Annotated in this window: 17 protein-coding genes and 1 pseudogene; 5 read left to right on the top strand and 13 right to left on the bottom strand. The window is 35.8% G+C overall.

What is annotated here, in order from left to right; genetic code table 11:
• Positions 1 to 61: 61 nt before the first annotated feature.
• Positions 62 to 499 (bottom strand): peptide-methionine (R)-S-oxide reductase MsrB, encoded by a 438-nt coding sequence (msrB, locus tag M983_RS01575; RefSeq protein WP_066746019.1) that lies wholly within the window; start codon positions 497 to 499, stop codon positions 62 to 64.
• A gap of 341 nt (positions 500 to 840) precedes the next feature.
• Here msrB and gapA point away from each other — a divergent pair, with 341 nt between their 5' ends.
• Entirely contained in the window at positions 841 to 1,836 is a 996-nt protein-coding gene (gapA, locus tag M983_RS01580) for a glyceraldehyde-3-phosphate dehydrogenase (RefSeq protein WP_066746022.1), read from the top strand.
• A gap of 141 nt (positions 1,837 to 1,977) precedes the next feature.
• Positions 1,978 to 2,862 carry a D-hexose-6-phosphate mutarotase gene (locus M983_RS01585; protein ID WP_066746024.1) on the top strand — a complete coding sequence of 295 codons (885 nt, stop codon included), beginning with the start codon at positions 1,978 to 1,980 and terminating at the stop codon, positions 2,860 to 2,862.
• Positions 2,863 to 3,203: 341 nt separating this feature from the next.
• Here the strand turns inward: M983_RS01585 and M983_RS01590 are convergent, their stop codons facing one another.
• The 4 genes from M983_RS01590 to M983_RS01600 form a co-directional block, all read right to left on the bottom strand.
• On the bottom strand, positions 3,204 to 3,869 hold the full coding sequence (locus M983_RS01590) for a hypothetical protein (protein ID WP_066746027.1): 666 nt from the start codon (positions 3,867 to 3,869) through the stop codon (positions 3,204 to 3,206).
• Between the two features lie 17 nt (positions 3,870 to 3,886).
• A complete protein-coding gene (locus M983_RS16940) occupies positions 3,887 to 4,054 on the bottom strand; it encodes a helix-turn-helix domain-containing protein (protein WP_167348667.1) in 168 nt (55 codons plus the stop codon).
• Positions 4,055 to 5,047: 993 nt separating this feature from the next.
• A complete protein-coding gene (locus M983_RS01595; RefSeq protein ID WP_066746030.1) occupies positions 5,048 to 9,895 on the bottom strand; it encodes an RHS repeat domain-containing protein in 4,848 nt (1,615 codons plus the stop codon).
• Between the two features lie 125 nt (positions 9,896 to 10,020).
• The gene (locus M983_RS01600) at positions 10,021 to 13,413 is read right to left on the bottom strand and encodes a hypothetical protein (protein ID WP_066746033.1); all 3,393 of its coding nucleotides are present in this window, start codon (positions 13,411 to 13,413) and stop codon (positions 10,021 to 10,023) included.
• A gap of 475 nt (positions 13,414 to 13,888) precedes the next feature.
• Between M983_RS01600 and M983_RS17845 the strand changes: the two are divergent.
• Positions 13,889 to 14,214: pseudogene (locus M983_RS17845) on the top strand (IS3 family transposase); the annotation flags it as partial.
• A 51-nt stretch (positions 14,215 to 14,265) separates the two neighbouring features.
• Here M983_RS17845 and M983_RS01605 read toward each other — a convergent pair.
• From M983_RS01605 to fadR, 5 genes are all read right to left on the bottom strand, one after another.
• The gene (locus M983_RS01605; protein ID WP_066746041.1) at positions 14,266 to 15,015 is read right to left on the bottom strand and encodes a MipA/OmpV family protein; all 750 of its coding nucleotides are present in this window, start codon (positions 15,013 to 15,015) and stop codon (positions 14,266 to 14,268) included.
• Positions 15,016 to 15,116: 101 nt separating this feature from the next.
• Positions 15,117 to 17,414, bottom strand: a complete 2,298-nt coding sequence (gene hypF, locus M983_RS01610) for a carbamoyltransferase HypF (protein WP_066746044.1) — start codon at positions 17,412 to 17,414, stop codon at positions 15,117 to 15,119.
• Positions 17,415 to 17,461: 47 nt separating this feature from the next.
• A complete protein-coding gene (gene alr, locus M983_RS01615; RefSeq protein ID WP_083954521.1) occupies positions 17,462 to 18,634 on the bottom strand; it encodes an alanine racemase in 1,173 nt (390 codons plus the stop codon).
• 13 nt (positions 18,635 to 18,647) lie between these two features.
• Complete coding sequence (locus M983_RS01620; RefSeq protein ID WP_066746046.1) at positions 18,648 to 19,952, bottom strand: D-amino acid dehydrogenase; 1,305 nt, start codon at positions 19,950 to 19,952, stop codon at positions 18,648 to 18,650.
• A gap of 511 nt (positions 19,953 to 20,463) precedes the next feature.
• A complete protein-coding gene (gene fadR, locus M983_RS01625) occupies positions 20,464 to 21,183 on the bottom strand; it encodes a fatty acid metabolism transcriptional regulator FadR (RefSeq protein ID WP_066746048.1) in 720 nt (239 codons plus the stop codon).
• A gap of 248 nt (positions 21,184 to 21,431) precedes the next feature.
• Here fadR and nhaB point away from each other — a divergent pair, with 248 nt between their 5' ends.
• Positions 21,432 to 22,976 (top strand): sodium/proton antiporter NhaB, encoded by a 1,545-nt coding sequence (gene nhaB, locus M983_RS01630; RefSeq protein ID WP_066746051.1) that lies wholly within the window; start codon positions 21,432 to 21,434, stop codon positions 22,974 to 22,976.
• 181 nt (positions 22,977 to 23,157) lie between these two features.
• Positions 23,158 to 23,676 carry a disulfide bond formation protein DsbB gene (gene dsbB / locus M983_RS01635; protein ID WP_066746054.1) on the top strand — a complete coding sequence of 173 codons (519 nt, stop codon included), beginning with the start codon at positions 23,158 to 23,160 and terminating at the stop codon, positions 23,674 to 23,676.
• 76 nt (positions 23,677 to 23,752) lie between these two features.
• On the opposite strand, the gene M983_RS01640 is transcribed toward dsbB, so the two are convergent.
• The 3 genes from M983_RS01640 to M983_RS01650 form a co-directional block, all read right to left on the bottom strand.
• The gene (locus tag M983_RS01640; protein ID WP_066746058.1) at positions 23,753 to 24,061 is read right to left on the bottom strand and encodes a DUF333 domain-containing protein; all 309 of its coding nucleotides are present in this window, start codon (positions 24,059 to 24,061) and stop codon (positions 23,753 to 23,755) included.
• A 33-nt stretch (positions 24,062 to 24,094) separates the two neighbouring features.
• The gene (locus M983_RS01645) at positions 24,095 to 24,427 is read right to left on the bottom strand and encodes an SMR family transporter (protein WP_066746061.1); all 333 of its coding nucleotides are present in this window, start codon (positions 24,425 to 24,427) and stop codon (positions 24,095 to 24,097) included.
• A gap of 132 nt (positions 24,428 to 24,559) precedes the next feature.
• Positions 24,560 to 25,789 (bottom strand): sugar transporter, encoded by a 1,230-nt coding sequence (locus M983_RS01650; protein WP_066746064.1) that lies wholly within the window; start codon positions 25,787 to 25,789, stop codon positions 24,560 to 24,562.
• Positions 25,790 to 25,905: the final 116 nt, after the last annotated feature.

Consider the following 25,905-nt stretch of genomic DNA (forward strand, 5'->3'; position numbering starts at 1 on the left):
TCATTAATTAAACGCTGAATCGTTTTTTCAGTTGTTTAATTATTGTGAAATTCCTTTTATATCAGCCCTTTTGTTCTTCACCAGAGCCACTATTTGTAAAGGAAAGTGATGCTGAATTAACACAATAACGCTCACCTGTTGGTGCTGGGCCATCATTAAAAACGTGACCTAAATGTGCATCACATTGTTGGCAACGTATTTCTGTTCTTTTCATATTATGCGAGAAATCATCAATATAACGAATCGCGTTATCACTCACTGGTTGATAAAAACTAGGCCAACCACAGCCTGCATCAAACTTAGTATCAGAATAAAATAAAGGTGCAGAACAACAGATACAGTGATAAATACCTGTTTCGTGGTTATGAAGTAATTTACCACTAAACGGGGGTTCTGTGCCCTGTTGTTGTGTCACGTAATGTTGCATTTCATTGAGTGTTGATAAATCAAGGCGATCATTATTCTTACCATTGCTCACGTTCTTTTTTTTATCTACCATAAATACCTCTTTCCAACAAAAATGCTTTTAAAACAACGCTAAATAATAACAAAGATTTAACAGTAAATCTGGAAAATATAGTCTAAAATCAATTGAAGAAATCTTTAGTTTATGAAATGTGATATATTTCACATATCGAAACAAAGGTCAGTTCATTTATCGGCGATGTTCCCGATAATACACAGCGTAACATTTAGCTAAAACGGCCAATCTTTAGGCAAAAAGTGGTTTTTTAATTGATATTTTGCAATTATTGACACGATTCCGCTTGACGACTGGCGCGGTTTTGGTAACTTTAGAAGCAACTTTTTTAATTCACTAATAAAGCTGGTGGAATACATATGACTATCAAAGTAGGTATTAATGGTTTTGGTCGTATCGGCCGCATCGTTTTCCGTGCTGCACAAGAACGTTCAGATATCGAAATCGTAGGTATTAACGATCTATTAGACGCAGAATACATGGCTTACATGCTAAAATACGATTCAACTCATGGTCGTTTCAACGGTACTGTTGAAGTAAAAGATGGCCACCTGGTTGTTAATGGCAAAACCATCCGCGTAACAGCAGAAAAAGATCCAGCAAATCTGAAATGGAACGAAGTTGGTGCTGACGTTGTTGCAGAAGCAACTGGTCTGTTCTTAACTGATGAAACAGCTCGTAAACACATCCAAGCTGGCGCGAAAAAAGTTGTCCTGACTGGTCCTTCAAAAGACAGCACACCAATGTTTGTTATGGGTGTAAACCATAAATCATACGCAGGTCAAGATATCGTTTCTAACGCATCTTGCACAACTAACTGCTTAGCGCCTTTAGCAAAAGTTATCAACGATAAATTTGGTATCGTTGAAGGTCTGATGACAACTGTTCACGCAACAACTGCAACTCAACGTACTGTTGACGGTCCTTCTATGAAAGACTGGCGTGGTGGTCGTGGTGCTTCTCAAAACATCATCCCATCATCAACTGGTGCTGCTAAAGCTGTAGGTAAAGTAATCCCTGAGCTGAACGGCAAACTGACTGGTATGTCTTTCCGTGTTCCTACTCCAAACGTTTCTGTTGTTGACTTAACAGCTCGTCTGGAAAAACCTGCTACTTATGCTCAAATCTGTGAAGCAATCAAAGAAGCATCTGAAGGCGAACTGAAAGGCGTACTGGGTTACACTGAAGATGCCGTTGTTTCAACTGACTTCAACGGTGAAGTTCTGACTTCAGTATTTGATGCTAAAGCAGGTATCGCGCTGAACGATAACTTTGTTAAATTAGTATCTTGGTACGACAACGAAGTTGGTTATTCAAACAAAGTTTTAGATCTCGTTTCTCATATCTCTAAATAATTAGAGCTTAAGAAAGCAAGATTTCTCTTAGAGCCACCCTTTAGGTGGCTCTTTTATTTTTTAACGATTGAGTTTATTGTAGTGCCATTACTGTATTAAAATTAATGTATTAAAATAGTCATGACATAAGGTCATAAAATAATGAATGAGAAAATATTTTCTTTGCCGATTATTGAACAAATATCACCTTACTTAAGTCGTCGGCAGCTTGGTGAATTACCTATTCTTGTTATTTCTCACCCCAAAGTCCGTGCTGCAATTAGTCTTCAAGGCGCACATTTAATTGCGTGGCAACCTGTAGAAGAACATCCTGTCTTTTGGTTAAGTGAGGCTTCTCAATTCACACCTGGTGTTGCTATTCGCGGTGGTATCCCTATTTGTTGGCCGTGGTTTGCTTCTGCTGGTACACCAAGTCACGGATTTGCGCGTATTCTACCTTGGGAATTTAGTGCGCATTCTGAACAAGATGATGGTGTACTTATCACCATGACACTTAAAGAAAGCCAACAAACAAAAAAATACTGGCCACATGAATTTACTGTTATTGCCCGATTTAAATTAGGCGAAACTTGTGAAATAGAGCTGGAATCTTATGGCGATTATGAAGCCACCGCAGCCCTTCACTCTTATTTTAATGTCAGTGATATAGATAATATTTCTGTCTCAGGCCTCGGTGGTCACTATATCGATACTGTGGCTGATAAAGAAGTGTATACCGAAGAAAAGGCTTTACGCTATAAAGGACGCACTGACAGGCTTTATACTGAGCCAGAAGATTTCAATCTTATCCATGATGATGGCTGGGATCGCACAATTGAAGTCCACCATTATCATCATAGCGATGTTGTTTGCTGGAATCCTGGCGCTGAATTAGCTAGCTCGATGAAAGATATGAGCTCAGGTGGATATCGTAAAATGGCTTGTGTTGAAACAGCGCGTATTCATAAACCATTAAAACCGGATAACATTCATCCAGGTCGATTATCTTTAGTGGTTCGTGTACGAAAAAATATTGCTGAAAAATAGAAAAATACTTTCTACACAAGATAAACGTGTTTCTTCAACTGGATAAGAGCTTTGCAATTGAAAAACGAAGCCCTCAACGACTATTCGTGCCACTATTTAAGTTGAGATAATGTCCAGTGAGTAGATAATTGATTATTGTGATAATAATCTGAGAACAAAAATACCTGAACTTTTTCAAAGAATTTGCAACACTACCAAATAAACAGACTTCGGAGAAATTCATCCGAAGTCTGGGAAAATACCATGATCTCTAATTTAGCTTGGCGCTAATTTGGCGAGGAGATCATTAATTTGAGGAAATGATTAATCACGTTATTCCTCAACTTCCAATAATAGAATGTTTAATCAGAGCTTCCGATAAAATCATATATATATTCCATCCAAGGTGTATTATTTAAAAAATATACATATCTATTTGAAAAACATAAATCGCTAGGATGAATAAAAATAAATCCGTTAGAGACACCGCCAATCTTATTAAAATAATCGTTATTATTTAAAGTATAACCACAACCATTCAATAACCCTATAAATAGATCTATATTGGTAATTGTTCTTTTATTTTTTACTTTTACATTATAATTTTTTTCTATATAAGAAAAAGCTTCTTTTTGATAATTAATCTCCTTTAATATTAAAAATTCATTTATAATAAGGACGTCTATTTTATTATACTTTTCAAAAAGACTTTTGTGAGCAATTATTCCTATTTTTTCAGTTGGTAATATTTTTTTACATATTTTATTATTTTCAATTTTTAAATTCTCACGCAAGATAAATATATCACAAAAACCATTAAGCAAACTTTGTGTGAATTTTTGATCATCACTATATTTAATGGATATATTTAAATTATCTTTAGATGTTGTTTTTTTTATAAATCTACTTATATCAGTGTAAAGCAAACTATCTGTTTGAATAATTAAATTTGTTTGTTTGTTTTTTAAACCATTGGCTATATCAAACAATGCGTCATAATGTGGTTTTATTTTATCGTAGAAATCCATACCATTATTGGTTAATTTTATTCCATAATTGTTTTTTTTATAAGCTTAATCCCTAATTCTTTCTCTAAGGATGAAACCCCTTGGCTTATAGCTGATGAAGTTAAATTCATTTTTTCTGATGCTTTTTTAATTGACTGATTTTCAACTACGGAAACAAATTTACGTAGTTTTCCTGATAGTAACATTTTCTTCTCCATTTATCATAATTTAAAGATGTGATCATTTAGAAAAATTAAATATATAAATCATTGTTATAAATATAATACAGAAATATTTTGGTTTTAAAAAAATAATGTTTTAAACATTTAATTAAAAAATGTTAATACCTTTATTTATCAATTAATTAAATATCAATTTATACCTCGTTATTTTGAACTTGATACAAGTTTTTAGTTTAGATAGCATCACTTCAACTCAATAATTGCCTTAAAAGCAATCTATTTACAACTATTTTAGGTTTAATTATTGGGTAAGTGTCAGAGTAACTATTAATTTCTCCCTATATATCTAAATATATTTTCTATTCTCCTTTAATAGTTTTAATAAATGTACAAACTTTACTAAAAGAGTGTATTCAGCTTTAATCTGAGTGCGGTCAATGAAATCTGGGCAAGTTATATAGCCTATTTAAAAATACCAGAAGGTAGGCTCTATATTCACATCGTAATGGATTATATTCTCGGCGTATTATGGGTTGGTACATGACATCGGAAATTAATACATCATTGGTAAATACAGGTCTTAATGATGGCGAATAACTTACATTCTCTCTTAAAAGGTTGAGTTTTTACCGTGAACATGCAAGTCAATATACAAGTAGACAATATAAAGTGTTACTGAAAAGTTATGATGTGTGCCCAAGTCAAGGCTATATTGGTGTGTTAGAATAATGCGGTTGTTGAAAAGTTAAATCATCATTGGTTATTTAAACGATCCTATGTAAATAGCTCAGAAATAATCCTAGTGAACCGAGTTTTGATATAAAATTAAATTTTTAGCCGAAAAACTTAATTTTATTATTTGCAACAGTGCCTCAAGGACAGACTCCCAATCTTATGTACATACTCTTAAAATAGCTCCATTTTTATATTAACCCCCCCGATTGATTCATATTACGAAAAATTCCATTTATGAATACTCTTATTTTTCGGGGGGATTACCACTTAATTAATTTTCAACTATGCAAATGACGTGCTGGGATATGAAATAGTAAAAATTCTCTCGGCCTTCCATCTCATTACCGTTTGAAAGGCTTTATTTGCATTACCTTCCAATCTACTGTCCCTCATGTTTTTATCTGGATGTATTTTAAGGCGAAGATCTCTCCAATCAGAATGGCTTATTGTTTTAGGGATAATATTATTGCTATTATCAGGGTTGTTTATAATTCTATCAATTAACTCAGCTGCACTTAAACTCTTAAAAGACTCAGCCCCTTGCTCCGCACTTTGCATAGATTCTAAAGGAATATTTGTCTCAGCACGGCTATTTGAACTGGTTGAACTGGTTGAACTTGTTGAACTTCTTGAACTTCTTGAACTTCTTGAACTTCTATTTGAACGTCTATTGAAAGATATACTTGGTCGTCGTCTCGATTGTGAATGACGCGACTGCCCTTGATTCCTAATTCTATCCCAAAAACCCATTGGCGCCTCCCAATCTTGAGAATCATGACGCTCCTGGCGTTTTTTTCCTAAAAAAAAGAATCCAGAGGGCGCTGACACTAATCCAAAAGCAAGTGAAACCCAAGTACTGTTTCTTTCCGTTGTTTCATTACCTTTAGATAAGTACGCTATCGCTCCAGAAATTAACGATATTGCCGAGGTTACACTGGCAAATGCCCCTGTTGATTTTCGACGTGGATAATCCGCTTTTATACAACAAGAAACGACACAAGCAGATAGTGACATAATACTACCTAATGTACCGAAAACCAGACCAATGCCAGCCCAAATTCTGTGCCCAAGGGATGAATGCCCTGACGGGTCAGTAAAATTAATTGGATCACCTTGACAATATGTATATGTATTAATTCCACCTTCACCAAATGGACTCATATTATCAGGGCTATTAAAACGCATCAGTACAGGACTATAAGTACGATAACCATTCCCCAAATGATACATTCCGCTCACGGGATCAGGTCGCTCACCATTATAAGCATATAATAAATCATCTGTATTTCCACTTCCGTATGGAGACCAAATATGCTGTTTTCCTTCTATTTCTTTGCTTGTGTCTGACCACAGAGGACTATCATTCTGATCACTAGCGATTAAGGAAAGGTCGGAACCATCACATATACCAATACAAGTATGCCCTTGTTTGATTAAACTAATTGTTTGTTGTTTGGTCAAAGATTCATTAACTAATTCGTTACCACAATAATACAATTGCTGGATTTCTTTATTGTTTATATCTTGGCTAATGAGCTTATTCTGTGCATCATAAGTGTAATTGCACAATATAACATTATCCTTACTTATACTACGTAATCGTCCAACCGCATCATAACTCAGTATTCTATGGGATTCATCTGCATACATTCTGCCGTTAGAATCATACTTCAGAAAAATTGTTGCTGGATAGCTATTATGTGTATTTGTTATGGAAGTCAACTGCATTGGGTCATCAGCATTATTGTAACTATAAGTTGCTGTATTCTCACTGCCATCAGCTAGTGTAGTAATCACAACTTTTAGATTATTTAATACATCATAATGATAATGTTGCTCAACCAGTTTATTTCCGTAAGAATCTGAGGGAAGATCTCTTCCAGATACAGCAAAGTCTACTAATCTATTACGAACATCATAACTAAAAACTTCTTCTCTTACTGCTATATCATTTAGTTGTGTGGTCCGTGATTCTAGAAGACCATTCAACATTAGTTTCTGCAACAAAGCTAACTTCATGCCGTTATTATCACTTATAATACGACAAGTCTCTCTGCCAAAATCATCAAATTCAAATTTGGTCGTCAGTTCTGAACCCGTCATATTATTGGTTACTTTCTGTATATCTAACTGGCCATGGTCGTTATATTGTAAATTAGCTGTTAGTGAATCATTCATAATAGTCACTAATCGACCATGATTATCCCTTCCATATGATGTTTTTTTGCCACTGATATCAGTATATGTTGCTATATCACCATTGAGTGACCACGTATACTCAGTTGTGTCGGCATGACCATCACGAGTAAAAACCTCTCCTTTTAAATAGCCTGAAGGGGTCCATTGATTAGTATTGCAAACAGTTCCTTCTTTCTCTGTCAGAGTCTTAGCTGTTTTACTATCATAAGTAAATATTTGAGTAACATCATCAGAGATCATCTCACTGACAACATAATTTAATTCTGCAATATAAGTATAGTGTAGTGTTTTTCCTGAAGGCTGAGTAACGACTGCCGGTACTGGTGCTGCACCTTCATATGTGTAAGTTGTGGTTCTTCCTCCGCTAGTACTGGAAATTAATCGACCCAAACTATCAAATTCTTGTCTTCCCAGTAGATAGGTTTCTGTTAATTTATCAGGGCCAGTAAGGTTCATTTCTGTTACATAATCCCCTGTTAAGTGAGGAGCATACTTACGATTCAAAATGGAGCCGTCCGCAAATGTTTCGCTCAAAACTCGGCCCCAAACATCATAAGTTTTTTTAATGGAGTTGCCCCTCTCATCGGTCTCTTTACGTAACAACCCCAAACCATCCCAGATATAATGACGTTTTCCTTGTGTTTTTCCTTCTTTATCTACAAACGTATCAGTTATAGGTAATTGAGAAATTTTATCCAAAGTAGTTATTTTCCTACCAAATGAAGATCTTTTTTTTCCTTGCGTATATTCAGTGATTGTCATAGATACGGGGTCTAGCTTTTTGTAATAATTAGTCAGATCGCTAAATTCACTTTTATAATTATTTCCCCAATCATCATAGGCTGATATAGACTTTAAACTGAACATTTCGGCCTTATTCGAATGGGATAACCAGTCATATTTTTCTTCATTTGATACATCCCCTAATAAATTATACTTAATTGTATTAGTAAGATAAAACTCACCATCGGAGTCTTTTGTAAATGAATAAGTTTCACGACCTGCACTATCAAATAATTGTTTAACGCATTGGCCTGAAGGATCTGTTTGTATTATAGCGAAACCATTTTCTTTGATTTCATGATGCCAGTACGTAGTACATTCATAGTTTGTATCTAATGCATTTGTTTTAGTAATAAGACGACCTAACTTATCATAAGTGTATTTTATCGTTATTCCCTGTATGTCAGTTTCACTCAGTAACAATGAGGAATAAATGGATTCTGTTCTCTTAGACGTAATCGTTAATTTATCATGACCGATGGTGGTCTCAATTTGAGTCATCACACCATCACTGGCCGTAGTTTTAATGATTTTTTTTGATTCAAAATTCCCATGTTCATTGTGTAGTATATTTATCGTCTCCACAATGCGGCCAAACTCAAGACTATTTATTTCGCTTTCATAGTTTATAATGTCAGTGGATAACAGTTGTGTGCCGGAATATGTTTTACTTTCGGTTAATACGACACAATCGGAGTCTCCCAAATTTCCATATTGGTATGTTGTTACCTCTGGCGGCGTATCATTGTACTCACTGACCCGCGGTTTGATGGTTTTCTTTTTTAAAAATCGGACAAAACCATTAGGATCCGACGGGCAATTCCCCTCTTCTCCATTTGCCGGATAATAGGTATATTCTGTAATTACACCATCGGGAGTCTGTTCTTTAATCAGATTACCAAAATCATCAAATTCCGTTAACGTAATTTCTGTCCTAGTACGTTCGTTTAATGCCAGCGAATTATCGGTAAAGGTAGCAGTTACTTTCTTCGGAAACTGAAACTGCACTGGCTGTTTTTCAAAAGGCAGGCCTCTGACCGAGTAGTATTTTGTTTCACTCACCGATGTACAACCACTACCCGGCAAGGTGCTTTCTTCCCTAGTCTGAAGGTGGTAATTGCTGTATGTCCTCTGAATCCGCTTCAGTGATGATTCATTTTCATCCACAATCGTTTCGGTGCTGCTATACTGGTAATCACTCGCCATACCATAAAGAAAATCAGTATCATTGTTCCATGTGCTGCCACCATTTCCACCAAATCCCAGGAAATTTTTATCCGAAAATACGTAACGCCGGTCACTAATTAACGCCCCGTCTTTTCCTGTTTGCCAGTAACGGGTAACATATGGCAAAGGCGGATTCGGACTACCGAGTGGAAACTTATGACCGTTCTGATTATACGTCACCCGTTCTTTCATGCCTTCTGGACTAACCACTGAAATCAGCTTCTTATTATTGTATTCTAATGCCCAGACCAACGCTGGCGTTATGCTACTGTTGGTAACGGATATCACGAAATTATTCAGCATTTTCAATTTGATAGCATAGTGTTCCTTAGAATCTGGCCAAACGTCAAAAGTAACACCTGCCGCAGTATAATTTACCTTCAGTAAATTGGGGATATCATTCTTCGCATATTCATCGCTTACAGCGAGTAATCGCTTACCATTACCAAAATTCTCCCATTTAAGGGTCATAACCCGTTTACTAGGAGACATGATTATCTCAGCCACTTTGATATCCCCGCCTTTCCCTGGGGCTGTGAGTCGCTCAACGGTGCCATCGTTGTAATAAATATAATAACCATCATTCTTCACTTCAGTACGAAAATGAATATTTTTTGAATAAAGCACATTTAATTTATTATCAACCTCATTAACTTTATAACTTTCACCGGTTGACAGCTGTAATGTTTGAGTACTTTTATCATAACGAGTGACCGGCAATGAGAAACCGGTACCAAATCCCGTATTTGTAGTTGTCAGTGGTGAATAACTGACCGCAACATTCAAATTTGGACCCAACCCAGCATTTCCTGCCAAGGTTGCCACAGAAAAAGAGTAATTATACATCCCGGTACGAGGATCAACATTTCCGGAGGAGGTATTGATAAAATTAGAGGCTGATGATGTGAAATTTTCTGACATAATAATTCCTTATTTTGTAAATTTTATATTTACATGAAGGTGATAAGCGACAGGTTGAATCGTCGCTTATCACCCGATACATCTGGGATTACAATTCCAGTTAATTATTCAGATAATAGATCTGATTAATAAATTGCTGGATAAGCATAATTATTATTATCGTCCCAGCGGAATGTTAGATTGGATGTATTGCCATATTCATCTGTCACGGTAGCTCGTACCTCGTTAAGTGAGTTAACCCAGCCTAATTCTTCAGCCTTTTTATCCGGAATACTGAACTCATACCCTGTAAAATTCAGGCTGCCATTATTCTCAGTAAATGATGAGTAGCTTCGTATGCCAGAATGTAATCTGTATTTTTCTTTTCCATTTACATTCTGAAAATAAACATTACCGTTAAAACACGCATTCTCTCCATAGTCCTTTTCTCCGGAACTTATCATTACCATCACTTTTGCTGTAGTTCCCTGATCACCCGAGTAATGATTTACTCCGCAGCAAGGTAATCCTTCGTTGCCTAAAAGAGAAAATGAATCTTCTTCATACTCAGTCGCCCAGTTTTGAGTTTTTCTATTAACAGAACCATTTAGAATAGGTGAATAGCGTAACTGTATTTCTTTAAATACAGTACCAAGATTAGCTTTAGGGGAAAACTTGATAGAATAACGGTGTAATTGCCCTGTATGACTATTACTGCTAGCCGAACTAGCCCACAATAAATTATCAACTATTTTTACTGGTGATATCCTCTCTAAGGTGTAATTTTCCTCTTTTCGGTAATCAATTGGTGCCAATGAAGTAATATTGACACTACTATCCAGCCCTGCAGTGCTGTGTAATCCAGTGGAGTATTCTTTAATCTCCGCGCCTGGTTTCGTTAATCTGATTTTTGCAGCGACTTTTTTATTATATCCTCCAGATTTACAGGTAACGTATAATAAGACATTATCATCATTACCTTCTGTTTTATGCCGGTTATATTCATTTTTCTTAATGGTATAAGACCAGTTTTCATCGAGTGAAATATCTTCACCTGTATTGAAATCAATTAATGTTATATATGGATAAATATCTTCAGTAGGAATTTTTATTTCATTTTCATTTTCATCCAAAGCAGTTATTTTGATAACCATCGTACTCTGGTTCAGTCCATTTCCATAAATGGTATCTTCTTGTGTACCCTGATATGACATGATTTGGAAAAATGCCAAACTGTTAACTTGAGACCAGACTGATTGATCAGGTAATAAATTAATAATAGAGATACCTGCAAAATCATCATCACGCTCATCTTTACTACCGGCTTTAATCACAACAAGTTGAGGGTGCGTAATTACACTAGGAGCGGTATAATCCGTTTCCCATATTGTATTTTTGGTATTTTTAGGATCAGAGTAGCTTCGTACTTCTGATAATGAGCCAACTGGCGGAATTAATGTCCACTTATCCGCATCAATGCGACGCACACTGGTACTCAGTAACTTTTTATCAGAGACAGAGGTTACCCCATCATAAAATGCGGGTTTAATCTCTGTTGCAGTACTATCTTCGTTTTTTAGACAAACTAGCGCTCGTTCAGTATGCCCAGAAACTGTAGCCAAAATGGATAAGATATAATAACCTTCAGGATAGTTACCTTTGGGTGGTGTATAAATACCATAATTATCAATGCTACCAATATCGAACCCTTCAGTAGGGGATACTACCGTATTATTTTCAGGTTCCAGACTCCATTTAACTTGTTCGCTGCTATTTGACGATGGTAAAACAGCTTTAAACGTAAACGGCTCAAGTGATTTATTTTCGGTAAAGGAAATAAAAGAGGTTGTCAGTGATAATGGGGAGACTAATAACGTGATCAGCGCAATTCCTTTTCGCCCATCCGAATGTTTTGCAGTAATAACCACATTTTTATTCTGCGTGATTGAACCAATATCTGGGGCTGTATAGACACCGTTCTGATTAATTTTACCTACTCCAGAAACAGACCAAGTAACGGAAGAGGATAATTCTGAGCCATCTTGAGAGTAAGTTTTAAAGTTTATTGTCTGTCCACAACTTATAGATGTTTCCTGAGGCTCAATGGTGAGTGAGGTTAGTGATTCAACCATATTTCCGTAAAGCACTAGGTCTGACGGAATAGCAACATCATCATAATGTAAAATATTTTTACCCGGGAACAGAATATTTTTCAGATAAAAGGTTTTGATGCTAGGGATTTCAAAAAGATCGGACTGGTTTAGATTATCTGTGGCTTCTTTAGCAAATTGTCTGCTTGCTGATGTTCCAATACTCACATTACTGGAAGTATCTGTAATTTGAAAATCCACACCGCCATTGAAAACAACATTATCATCTTTATCCAATGATAGTTTGGCTTTAAAATATCCTTTTCGATTAAACTTTATATTTTCAACTCCTGAAGAATAATATAAAGGGGCATTCAAGTCATAAGCAAATAAGTCATAAAATACAGGATTAGTAAACTTACCAGAAATACTGCTTCCATCATCGTCTGCCTGAATAAGAAAATCAGACATTGAAAGACGCGCTTTTCGTGATGAGTAGTAACTACTAGCGCTGCGTGAGCGTACTGTAGAAAATAAGCTTTTAACATAACCTTTTATTACATTTGTGGTCTCAATATAACCATCAGTAAAACAGAGCCCTGACTTATCCCCTGATACATATTCAGTTTTACTTTGAAAATGGGTTATTCGTTCTTTAAAAATATCAGCCAGAAATGGTCCAAATAATAATTTGTCGTGTATCACCATTGTGGACGATTTATTATCCGGAATAATCCATGGTTGATTATATGATGGTAAATTTCCGACCCCATCTTCTCTAGTTGAAATAAAAACTAAAATTGCACCATCCTCATTATGATTGCTGTTTTTATTATTCGAATCAGGATGAGGCTGGGTACGAACAATAAATTTCTGAGGATATAAATCATTACTCATATTATCATGAGTCAATTCACCCATACTGTAATCAACCTGCGTATTTTTCAGGTAATTTCTAAATACTGATAAAACTTCATCAGGCAGTTCACCCAGACCTTCCACATCCAGCAGTGTACCTTGATCAAAATGAATAGTAATATCGCCATCCTGACTGACATTACCGATACCTTGTTTCAGCTCAACTTTGACTTTTAAACCATAATCATGCCCGGTAGTGATATTATCCCATTGTATAACCTGATTAGCACTATCAGTATAAATTAAGGCGCCAGAAATAAACTTCAATCTGACAATAACACTGGAGTCTGTAACATTAGAATTTTCAAAAGAAATTAATGGTGGACCTAAAACGATATCTTTAAATAAAATTCCATATTTTTCATTATTATAATTAAATATCGGAAAATGTTTGTTTTCCGCGACTTTATCGACATACTGCTCGTAACATAATTTATTAATTTTATTACGATCATAAGCTAGAAGAACATCCCAGTTACAAGTTACTTTATTTTTACGTAATAAATCATTAACATCATTAATTGTTGTCATATATAAACTCTCTTTGTTTTGTTAAAAATAACCATGAAATCTTTATTAAAAAATGATATTTCCATTAATCGCTATAATTACCGATCTCTGGATTAGTTGAATTTGTTTTGTATTTTATATCTCCATTATAATTTAAATTACATGCACTTAATAAAAGGAAAAAAAATAACAGTAATATTTTCATGTCTAATTACCTCTCATAGCAATATTAGTTTTAATTAACATAATTGAGAGTATCACTTAATATTAATGTTTCTATTTAAATTAAATTAAACGCGTGTTAGTTAATCTTAATAATATTGTTTAATTAGAGATTTCATATTAATTAGTATGTTATTTTTTTGCATATGCTCACAATGTAATAATTTAATAAATTTGGCCACCTGAATAGCGGTGACATGCTTACCTCAAACAATAAAGATGACTTAATGAAAAACGAATTTTCAGTCCAGAGTTTAAACGAGTATTTGCCCAGATGATTGTGGATCAGAACTAAAAGGTTGGAAATGCAGCTAAGGCCATAAATATTGATTTTTACTATGACTGGCTAAGTAAAGCAGCTCTAGGACGAGCAGGCAGGAAAAACGCCAAAAGCCTCCCCTATCACGTTCAATCAAATTGAAATACGTGATTAAAGAAAAAACTTCAACGTGTTGAAACGGAAAACGAGATATTAGAAAAGGCTACTGCGCTCTTGGTATTAAACTCTCTGAATAATTTAGATTAATAGAAAAACTCATAGCACGTTATCCTATAGCCAGCCTCTACCATTTATTCGAGGTTCATCGCATAAAAATAAAAAAGAAGCGCTGAATTAAATCCACCGCTTCTTTTCCTTTTAATGGTTATTCATTAAAATGAATAAGTGACACCAGTCCATACAATTGCAGTTACTGACTTATTGACCATTGGACTGTCTTTAGCTTCGCTAGATAAGCGATCAACACGCCCTTTCGCAAAGAATTTCCAGTTATCAGTCATCTTATAGTTGGTTGAAACCTCAATATAAGGTCTCCAGCTATCATTTGGCGTATATTCAGCTAAACCACTACGTTGTGATTCTGCATGGCTGATACCATAAGCATAGCGATTTTGTTTTTTGTTTTCCCAAACAACACCCACACCAGGTTGGAAAGACCAGTCACCTAATTGGAAAGGATACAAATAAGCAGCATCAACAATGATACCGTTACTTTTACCTAATAAATCACCAGACACAATCCCGCGCAGATTACCCCAAGATTCTTGGTGTTTATAAGTGAATCCCCCCATTAACGTATCACGACGACGATTGAGCTTTTTCATTTGCTCATCATCATTATCTTTAGGTCTATACGCTTGTGGGTAATAATGTAAATCAACTGAAAGTTGATCTTTCGGGGTTTTCCATAAGTAATATCCCGCAGCTAACGTTGCGAAATAAAAATTCTCTGATTCATAATTAACCAAAGGAACTGGTAATAAATAGTCTTTAGATTTAGCGCCTTTATAAGGTGTTACTTGTGCTAACACTGAGCCACCTACTGACCATTCTCCAGCAAAGGCGGCAGGTGTGCTTAAGCCGGCGATAACGGCTAAAGAAATAATAATCTTGTTACTCACGATGATTTTCCATATTGTGATTAATAAATTAGTGGTCTAAATCTTATTCTAGTCATAAATTACACAAATAAGATACAATCTACCTATTATTATTTTAAATTTTATAACGAATACTTGGCAATAAGGGCTTGTCCTAATGCAATGCCCCCATCACCTATTGGTAAAATTATAGGCGTTAATACGCGTTTATTAGCTAAGTTTTTTATCACTAATTGTTTCAATAGTGTATTATTAAAGACTCCCCCCGTTAAAACAATTGTATTAACTTGATATTTTTCGGCAGTTTGCAACGCGATACGGCTTAAACCTTGTGCTAATAAGTAATGAAATAACCACGCTTTTTCAGTAGGGCTCAATATTAATTTATGCCACTGTGACCAGAAAAAAACCAAATCAAGATGATTATTATTCACCGGCATTATATGCCCATACTGCTTGATTAATTCATCATATTTCTTTACGTGACACTGTAACGCCGCTGTCTGTAAGTAACATGCCGCTTCACCTTCCCAACTGACTTCTTTTGGCGCTAACCCTAAAGACGCACTTACAGCATCAAATAATCGCCCACAAGATGACGCCTTCGGTGAGTTTAATCCTCGTTCAATAGCTTTATTGACTATTTGAACGTCATGTTCTGAAACTATTTTCGTGATCCCACTATCTCGCCAGTCCATAGTGGCTGCATCTAATTGTGCCAGCCAATTACGCCAAGGTTGACGTGATGCTAAATTTCCACCAGGCATAGCGACTGCGGGTAATCCACCTATTCGTATTGATTTTTTATAATCAGCTAATAAACATTCACCACCCCATAATTCTCCATCTTGTCCATACCCTAAACCATCAAGCACAATGCCAATCACAGGGCCTTGTTCATGTGTATGCCCGTGCTCAGCCAAACAAGCCACAATATGAGCGTGATGGTGATAAGTAGTAATAATTGGAATATTTTGTTCTTTAGCAAGTGTTTTACCTAATTGATGGCTGATATAGCTAGGATGCGCATCAATAGCGATAGCATCAGGTCTAAAACGATAAATTTGCCTAAAAAGAGTAAGTGATTTTAATAATTGCGCTTGTACACTAATGTCATCTAAATCACCTAAATGGGGGCCCATAACCACTTCATGTTGTTTTAATAAACAAAAAACATTTTTAAGATCACCTCCTAAAGCCAAAATAGTAGGTTTGGTTTTAAAGTCTTTTGAGAGAGAAATCGCATCAGGCACATAACCTCTTGAACGACGGATCATCACACTATGTTTACCTTCAATGCGTACTAGTGAATCATCGGCTCGCTGGATTATGTCGCGATCATGCATCAAAAATAAAGAAGCTAAATTGCCTAATTGAGACAATGCTTCTTCATTCGTCAAAGCGGGTGTATGTCCTGAGGCATTACCTGATGTCATTACTAAAGGAATTTGTGTTCCTCTTGATAGCAAATGCTGTAATGGATTAGAAGGTAACATAATACCTAATTCAGTTAAGCTAGGTGCAATGAGTTCACTAACATGAGGCGCAAATTTCTTAGGAATAAGAACAATAGGTGCAGCGCTACTATGAAGCACATTTAAGGCTGTTGTTCTAAAATCAGGATCTTGTTTATTTTCGCTAATTTGCTCGTCGCTATTTATCATGATTGCAAACGGCTTTGTAGGGCGGTGTTTACGCTTTCTCAATAACGCAACAGTATCCTTGTTACTCGCATCGCAGACTAAATGAAATCCACCAACGCCTTTTACTGCAATAACTTCACCAGCTAGTAATGCTTCACAGGCTTGTGTCAACGCTTGGTCTTTCGTTGCTAATCGTTCACCTTGATTATTCGTGAGCCAAATATGAGGGCCACATTCAGGACACGCATTAGGCTGAGCATGAAAGCGTCTATTAGCGGGATCTTCATATTCATGTTGGCATTGTGGGCAAAATGGAAATGAAGACATTGAGGTAAATGGCCTGTCATAAGGCATTTTTTTGATGATAGTAAAACGTGGACCACAATGAGTACAATTAATAAAAGGATAATGATAACGGCGATTAGTGGGGTCAAATAACTCATCAATACAAGCTTGGCACGTTGTCGCATCAGGAACAATCTGTGTATCCATATCGCCACCACCGCTTTTCACAATTATAAAATCAATGGGTAACTGTTCCCATTGATAATATGATTGTTCAATTGTATCTATTCTCGCCAGTGGTGGACATTCGTCTTTTAGGGCATTAATAAATTGCCTTTCATGCTCTGATGGTAATAAGTGGATTAATACACCTAAACTATCATTACTTACCTGCCCTAATAAATGAAAGCGATGTGCTAATTGCCAAACAAAAGGTCGAAATCCTACCCCTTGTACTTTCCCTTTTATACGTAATGAGATACCGTTATTCATAAGATAATCACCAAATCAAACATATTGTTATTGTAATTTAGTGGCTATCAACAACCTTCATTTAGATCAGAAAAAGTGGTATTAATTTTGTTTTGATTTTGGCTATTGTCTACTGGGTTATTTCTATTGAAATCACTTAAATAAGAGCCATTTTTAGCAATCTCCACTTTTACACGAGGTGCAATCGCACATAGCAATTCATAGCCTATTGTGCCACATGCGCTAGCGACATCATCAACAGGAAGGTGTTCACCCCATAGTTCTACAGAACTGCCATAAGTCACATCAGCAAAATCAGTAACATCGATGGTCAGCATATCCATAGATATACGTCCAACAAGCTGTGTTTTATGTCCATTAACAAGAATAGGAGTGCCATCAGGCGCATGTCGAGGATAACCATCAGCATAACCACATGCGACAACACCTACACGCATATCACGTGAAGCAGTATAACGACTACCATAGCCGATTTGCTCACCTTTTTTGACATGTTGAATTGATAATATTTCGCTGGAAAATGTCATGACGGGTTTTAAATTAAAGCTTGCGATATCCTGCCAAATACCTGATGGTGATGCACCATAAAGAATAATGCCAGGACGCACCCAATCATAATGAGTTTCAGGATAAAACAGCGTTGCTGCTGAATTGGCAAGGCAACGAGGTAACTCATCAATCATTGTTTGCTCAATAACGTGCTTTTGCTTATCCATATTCACACCAGTATCTGAATTCGCAAAATGGGTCATTTGAGTAATTGAGCCAATATTTTGGATATTCTTTACACGCTGAATAATTTGATGATATTGCTCAGGTCGATATCCTAATCTATTCATTCCACTATTAAGTTTTAAATAAATATTAATAGGCCGTTCTAATTGTGCTTTATCTATTGCCTCTAATTGCCAATCAGAGTGTACTACCGTTGTTATTGAATAACGTTCCAGCAAATAAACATCTTCAGGTTTAAAGAAACCTTCAAGAAGAAGAATAGGCCCAAGCCACCCTTCTTCTCTTAACATAATGGCATTATCTAGCTCAATTAAAGCAAAACCATCTGTTTTACTTAATGTAGGCCAAAGACGAGATAACCCATGTCCATATGCATCCGCTTTAACAACAGACCATATTTTGCTATTTTTCGCTTTATGTTTAATTACAGCAAGGTTATGGGCTAGTGCCTCTAAATTCAGAGTAACTTTTGCTGGTCTAGACATAAAAACTCCTCAATTAATAAACTGCATCAAGTTTCTGTCCTGGGAGCAGCAATTTAGTATTAAACCCGTCTATGTAACGGAATACAGATAAATCATCAGCGGCTATTGCAGGTTTATTACCAGAAATTAAATCCGCTAGTAATTGACCTGAACCACATGCCATTGTCCAGCCTAACGTACCATGCCCTGTATTAAGTGATAAATTACGATAAGCCGTTGGTCCTACGATAGGAGTACCATCAGGAGTCATTGGACGCAAGCCTGTCCAAAATTCAGCTTTTGCAATATCACCACCACCTTGATAGAGATCTTGCACCACCATTTTCAATGTTTCACAACGAGATGTTAAAACATCAAGATTGAAACCAACAACTTCCGCCATACCGCCAACACGAATACGTTGATCAAAGCGTGTTACCGCAATTTTATATGTTTCATCTAAAATTGTGGATGTAGGTGCTTTTGATTCATCGATGATAGGCATTGTAAGAGAGTACCCTTTTAACGGATAAACCGGAATGGTGACTCTCTCTTTTAGAAACTCCGTGGAATAAGATCCCATAGCAACAACATAATGATCGCCAGTCAGTAAACCATCATGGCATTGCACACCTGCGACTTTATCACCATCAAAGAGTAAATGTTTAATATCTTTATTAAATAAGAAAGTGACTCCGGCTTCTTCTGCCATTTTTGCTAGTTTTTTAGTGAAAATTTGGCAATCACCTGTTTCATCATTAGGAAGGCGTAACCCTCCTGTCAATTTATGGCTGACATGAGCAAGTGCGGGCTCTACTAATTTTAGCTCATCAGCGTTTAAAAGCTGGTAAGCCACACCTTCTTGCTTTAACACCGCAATATCATTAGCAGCATTATCAAATTGTTTTTGATCACGAAATAGTTGTAGAGTACCACCTTGTCGCCCTTCATATTCAATGCCGGTATCTTGACGTAATTGACGAATACAATCACGGCTATACTCAGCAATACGTACCATACGACTTTTATTCATCGCATAATGAGAGGCATCACAATTACGGAGCATTTGCCACATCCACCGTAATTGAAAAAGTGAACCATCAGGCCTAACAGCTAAAGGAGCATGTTTTTGGAATATCCATTTAATCGCTTTTAACGGAATACCTGGTGCGCCCCAAGGTGTGGCATAACCAGGGGATATTTGTCCTGCATTACCCGCACTGGTTTCTTCAGCAACACTATTTTGTCTATCGACAACAATGACTTCATGACCTTGTTGCACTAAGTACCATGCACTTGTTACGCCAATAACACCGCCACCTAAGATAATCACTTTCATGGCAACACTCCAAATATTTCACATTGATGTAACACAAGAGTAATATTCTGCACATAAAAAGCCAATATAGAATAATCACCTAGACTAATAAAAAAACAATTTTTAGAGTTAAGTCACAATTGACTGGAATTAGTGAGTGTTGTTTCATCTTATGAAATAAATAAAGCATTTAAAATCAAAAATTTACAAAAATAAAATTAATATATAACAATAAATGGCTTACCAAATTAAACCGTCAAGATAACTAAAATACATTTATCCCCCTTCTTTTTTATTTTATAAAAAACCAGTAAGTAAATAATTTTTACTTTTTTATTTTAGATCATTAAGAATTTAGCTAATTTTTTGCCGAAAATAATAAATTTAAAGGATTTCTTAAATAAGAAGAGAAGGATAAATCGTGATATTAAGAAAAAGGAGAAATGCCATAGCCATATCTAGCACAATAAAATCAGCACCCTACCATTAATTTCAGATGCTGATATTTAACGATATTTTTGTCGATAGTGATTTAGCGTTTTATTTCAGCTAAATCACTCGGTAATGGAGACTGTAAACTTTGCCAAATAATACCACTTTGTTTACCGTATTGACGCACACATTCCATCACACTCTCAACATTCTGCTCTTCACATAATTGTGCTAATTTTTTATAAAATGACAATGCGAGTTCTTTAGCTTGAATATTTGAAAAATAGTAACGTCCAACACGAGTATAAAGCCCCTTAAGTCCGTTTAAAATTAAACCATAAATGGGGTTACCAGAAGCAAAAGCTAAACCACGGAAAATATTGTAATCAAGCTCGCTCAGTTCATCTGCACTATTTTCTATTGTGAGATCATGAGTTAATACTTCAAGGCATTTATCAGAATGATTTTTAATTGCTGTACGAATAAAAATTGCAGAAATATTAGTTCTCACAGCTAATAAATTATCAATCAGCTGCGGTACGCTATCATGATCAAGACGAGCAACCGTTTCAAGAATATTAAGACTCGAAGTTTCCCAAAAGTTATTCACTTTTGTCGGTTTTCCATGTTGAATAGTCAGCCAGCCATCACGAGCAAGTCTTTGTAAAACTTCACGTAGTGTTGTTCTTGTAACACCAATTAATTCTGAAAGCTCACGCTCAGCAGGGAGAATAGAGCCTGGAGGAAAACGATTATTCCAGATGCTTTCAACTATATATTCTTCCGCAAAACCTGCGGGGCTTTGAGCCTTAATTACCATATTTTTATTTCTTCCGAAGCGTTTTTTCTGCTAATAATGAGATGGATAATATCAGAATGCAGAATGTTGATATAGCTCAACCATCATTAAATAATGACAAGTGTTACAGCGAATATCCTGATTGCCTAGGTTTATTATGATCATACATGCTTAATATTCGTCTATTTAGCGCGTATTATGACAAGGTTACGTTAAGTTTACGTCTATTTGATGTCAGTTAAATATCTTTTTGGAGGATAAAAAACATAATGGATATGAGTATAAGACAAGCATTACTAAAGAACTTTATGGGAAATTCACCCGATTGGTATAAGCTTGCTGTTATCACTTTTCTGATTATTAACCCGCTCGTTTTCTTCTTTATTGATCCTTTCGTTGCAGGTTGGTTATTAGTTGTCGAATTTATCTTCACATTAGCGATGGCATTAAAATGCTACCCACTTCAACCAGGCGGGTTACTCGCTATAGAAGCTGTCATTATTGGCATGACAACACCACAGCAAATTGGCCATGAAATCGCCAACAACCTAGAAGTTATTCTTTTATTAGTCTTTATGGTTGCTGGCATTTACTTTATGAAGCAATTATTACTTTTTGCTTTTACCAAATTATTACTATCTATTCGTTCTAAGCGATTATTAGCTATAGCTTTTTGTTTTGCGAGTGCTTTCTTATCCGCTTTTTTAGATGCTTTAACAGTAATTGCTGTCATTATTAGTGTATCTTTGGGTTTCTATTCTATTTATCATAATTTTGCATCAAACCAAACCAATGCAGCACTGAATAATGATGGCTACATCGATACCACTGAGAAAAAACAAACGTTAGAACAATTTCGTGCTTTTTTGCGAAGCCTAATGATGCATGCAGGTGTTGGTACAGCATTGGGTGGTGTTATGACAATGGTAGGCGAACCTCAAAACCTCATCATTGCCAAGCATTTAGACTGGGATTTTGTCACATTCTTTATCAGAATGTCACCCGTTACTATACCCGTCCTTTTTGCAGGTTTAGCCGTTTGTTATCTAGTTGAACGCTTTAAACTGTTTGGCTATGGTGCTGAATTACCTGAATTAGTTCGTAAAGTGCTTACTGATTATGATAAAAAGAATAGTGAAAACCGCACCGCTCAAGAAAAGGCGCAATTAATCATTCAAGCCATTATCGGTATTTGGTTAATTGTGGCACTAGCATTACATTTAGCAGAAGTGGGTATTATTGGTTTATCTGTAATTATTTTAGCGACTACCTTTTGCGGAGTGACAGATGAGCATGCATTAGGAAAAGCATTTGAAGAAGCCCTTCCTTTTACTGCATTGCTGACCGTATTTTTCTCTGTTGTTGCGGTAATAATTGATCAACAATTATTTAGTCCAATAATTCAATTTGTACTACAATCTTCTGATTCATCTCAGCTATCGTTATTCTATTTATTTAATGGATTACTTTCTGCGATTTCTGATAACGTCTTTGTAGGTACTGTCTATATTAGTGAAGCACTAAATGCCTTACAAAACGGTTTAATTAGCCAAGCACAATATGAACACATAGGCGTGGCTATTAATACCGGGACTAATTTACCTTCTGTTGCAACACCTAATGGTCAAGCTGCTTTCTTATTTTTACTCACATCAGCACTATCACCGCTTATTCGATTATCTTATGGAAGAATGGTGATTATGGCCCTACCTTATACTATTGTTATGACAATATTAGGCTTACTTGCTGTTGAGTTTTGGCTTGTACCTGCTACACACTGGTTCTATGAAATAGGATTTATTGCAGCCCCTTAATCTCTCGTAAATAGGTAGAGGTTAAATCGAATAAAATAGGGCTAAGATATTATAAGAGCCCTATTTTTTTATTTAGCTTAATAATAATGTAAATTTTTGTGAAATAAGATTCACTGACTTTTTTTAAACCCGCATTTTAGGCAAAATATGCGATTATCTTAATTATTAAATGGATATTATTATGCTGACTTCTCTTCGTCACTGGTCACAAAACCGCTCTTCATGGATATTACTCGCTTTAACCGCAATAGGACTTGAAGCAACAGCGTTGTATTTTCAATATGGAATGGAATTAATGCCTTGCGTTATGTGCATTTATCAGCGCATTGCCGTTTTAGGTATACTAGTTGCAGCTCTTATTGGAGCAACTGCGCCTAAAATGGCACTAATGCGTATAGTTGGTGGTTTTTTATGGCTTTATTCTGCCTACCGTGGCATTGAATTATCTTGGGAGCATACTCAGCTAATTATTAATCCGTCCCCTTTTGCAACATGTGATTTCTTTGTCACACTTCCTTCTTGGTTCCCATTACATGAATGGTTCCCATCTGTATTTCAAGCAACAGGTGATTGCTCTATTAGCCAATGGAAATTTCTCTCTTTAGAAATGCCACAATGGATGCTCATTATTTTTTCAGCTTATTTTATAGTTGGGTTATTAGTGTTAATTAGCCAAGTAACATCAGGCAAACGTAAATAAGCCTTGCTCTAATATTAAATAAGTATACTAAAATGGCGCGTTAATAAATTATTTTAGGCGCCATTTTATTTCGAAACTAATCAGAAATACAGTTACCATCAATTAATGCTTGTTCATTGCAACGTTTACCGTTAGCGAATTGGCATACTGGCGTTTGTCCACCTTGTAATTCATAAGTTAACGAAGGTACACCACCTGAAAATACGCAGGTTGCCTTTGCGGGCTCTTGCAATGGAATATTAAGATTTGTTGTAGGGATGTTTTTACTTTTATTTGATTGCATAACTGAGATTTGCTTTTGATCAGTCTGATTACTACACCCTGCCACAAAAATAAAATTTGCTAATATCAATAGATAACCTATTGTTTTCAACTTCTTTTGCATTAGATATCCCTTATTTTATTTCTATCTTTCCTATTAATGTGGCGCACTTTTAGAGAGTAGATTGATGACTAAAACACCCGCGATAATTAATATTAGGCCAATAATTGCAGGCATATCCAGTTTTTGTTGATATAAAAAAACAGCAGCGATAGAAACTAAAACAATACCTAAACCACTCCAAATAGCATAAGCAATACCTAGAGGCATGACTTTAACAACTTGCGAAAGTGCCCAAAAAGAAAAACAATAACCAATAACAACAACGATAGATGGATATAAACGACTAAAACCATCAGATGCCTTTAGCATCGTCGTTGCAACCACTTCTGATACAATAGCCAACATTAGGTAAGTTAACCCATTCATTTACTGACCTTCTTCTTAACGATATTCAATTATGTAAGTTCTATCACAAGTAATTTGAGCGATATTTAATATTAGCCAATAAAAAGGCATCTATCACAATGAATAGATACCTTATATCATAAATTTTAACTTTTAATATGTGCGAATTTGGTTCTTTTTACGAGGTTTTCCGCCCATTGTCACTCGATAGTAACTAAAGAGAGCGCCACACAAAATCACCGCAACAATACTTAAAACTGTTCCTGCATAACCAATATTTGTCATACCTAAATGTATAATTACTTGGTTTCCCAATAATGCGCCTGCGCCAATACCTATATTAAAGATACCAGAGTATATTGACATGGCAATATCTGTAGCATCAGGTGCTAAGTCAATAACTTTGACTTGTAGACCTAACCCAATACACATAAAACCAATACCCCAAAAAATAATAAGGGTAATAAAAGTATGAAAGGTTTGAGTACTTAGCATTAAAAGGCTTAAGCACAATGTTAATATGACTAAAGCAAAAAATAAGAATGATGTCGGTAATTTAGTACTATAACGACTAAATAATACACTACCAATAATCCCAGCCCCGCCAAAAATCAATAAGACAAGTGTTGCGAAATTCTCATCTAAGTGCGCAATTTCAACAACAAAGGGTTCAATGTAGCTATATGCCGTAAAATGGGCAGTAACCGCAATAACGGTTAAACAGAAGATCCCAACAAGTGGCCAACGTTTTAATAACATAGGAACACTTTTTAATGATCCCGAATGTTCACTAGGTAATAAAGGCAAATAACGAACCAATGCAATCATGGTAATAAAGGCTAATACACCTATTCCCATAAATGTTGCACGCCAACCTAGCCATTGTCCAACAACTCGACCTATAGGCAATCCAAGAACCGTGGCTAATGCCGTTCCTGTTGCTAATAAACCTAATGCTTGAGCTCTTTTTCCATGGGGCGCTAATCGAATGGCTAATGAGGCTGTAATAGACCAAAAAACAGCATGAGAAAAAGCCACACCAACACGGCCAGCTATCAATGAATTAAAATCCCAAGCAACTCCTGATATGATGTGGCTTAAGATAAATACCAAGAACAAAACAATTAATAACTTGCGCCGTTCTATTTTACTCGTCATTATCATTAACGGTAACGACATTAAAGCAACAACCCAAGCATAAATTGTAATCATTAACCCAGTCTGGGCTGGCAACATTCCAAAACTTACAGAAATATCACTTAATAAAGCAACGGGAACGAACTCTGTTGTATTAAATACAAATGCCGCAAATGATAAAATAATAACCCTAATCCAAGCAGTTCGACGGCTAACCTCATTCATATTCGGTGTAGTGATATTCATAGTATTCAATGCTTTTTTTAAATGGCAGAAATAAAAATACGGAACTTTAATAAAGATTTCATAGCGCTATAAAAATAAATCAATAGCAGGTCAACTTTTAATCGTAAGGTGGGTAA

The organism is Proteus myxofaciens ATCC 19692, from assembly GCF_001654855.1.
Lineage (GTDB): Bacteria > Pseudomonadota > Gammaproteobacteria > Enterobacterales > Enterobacteriaceae > Proteus > Proteus myxofaciens.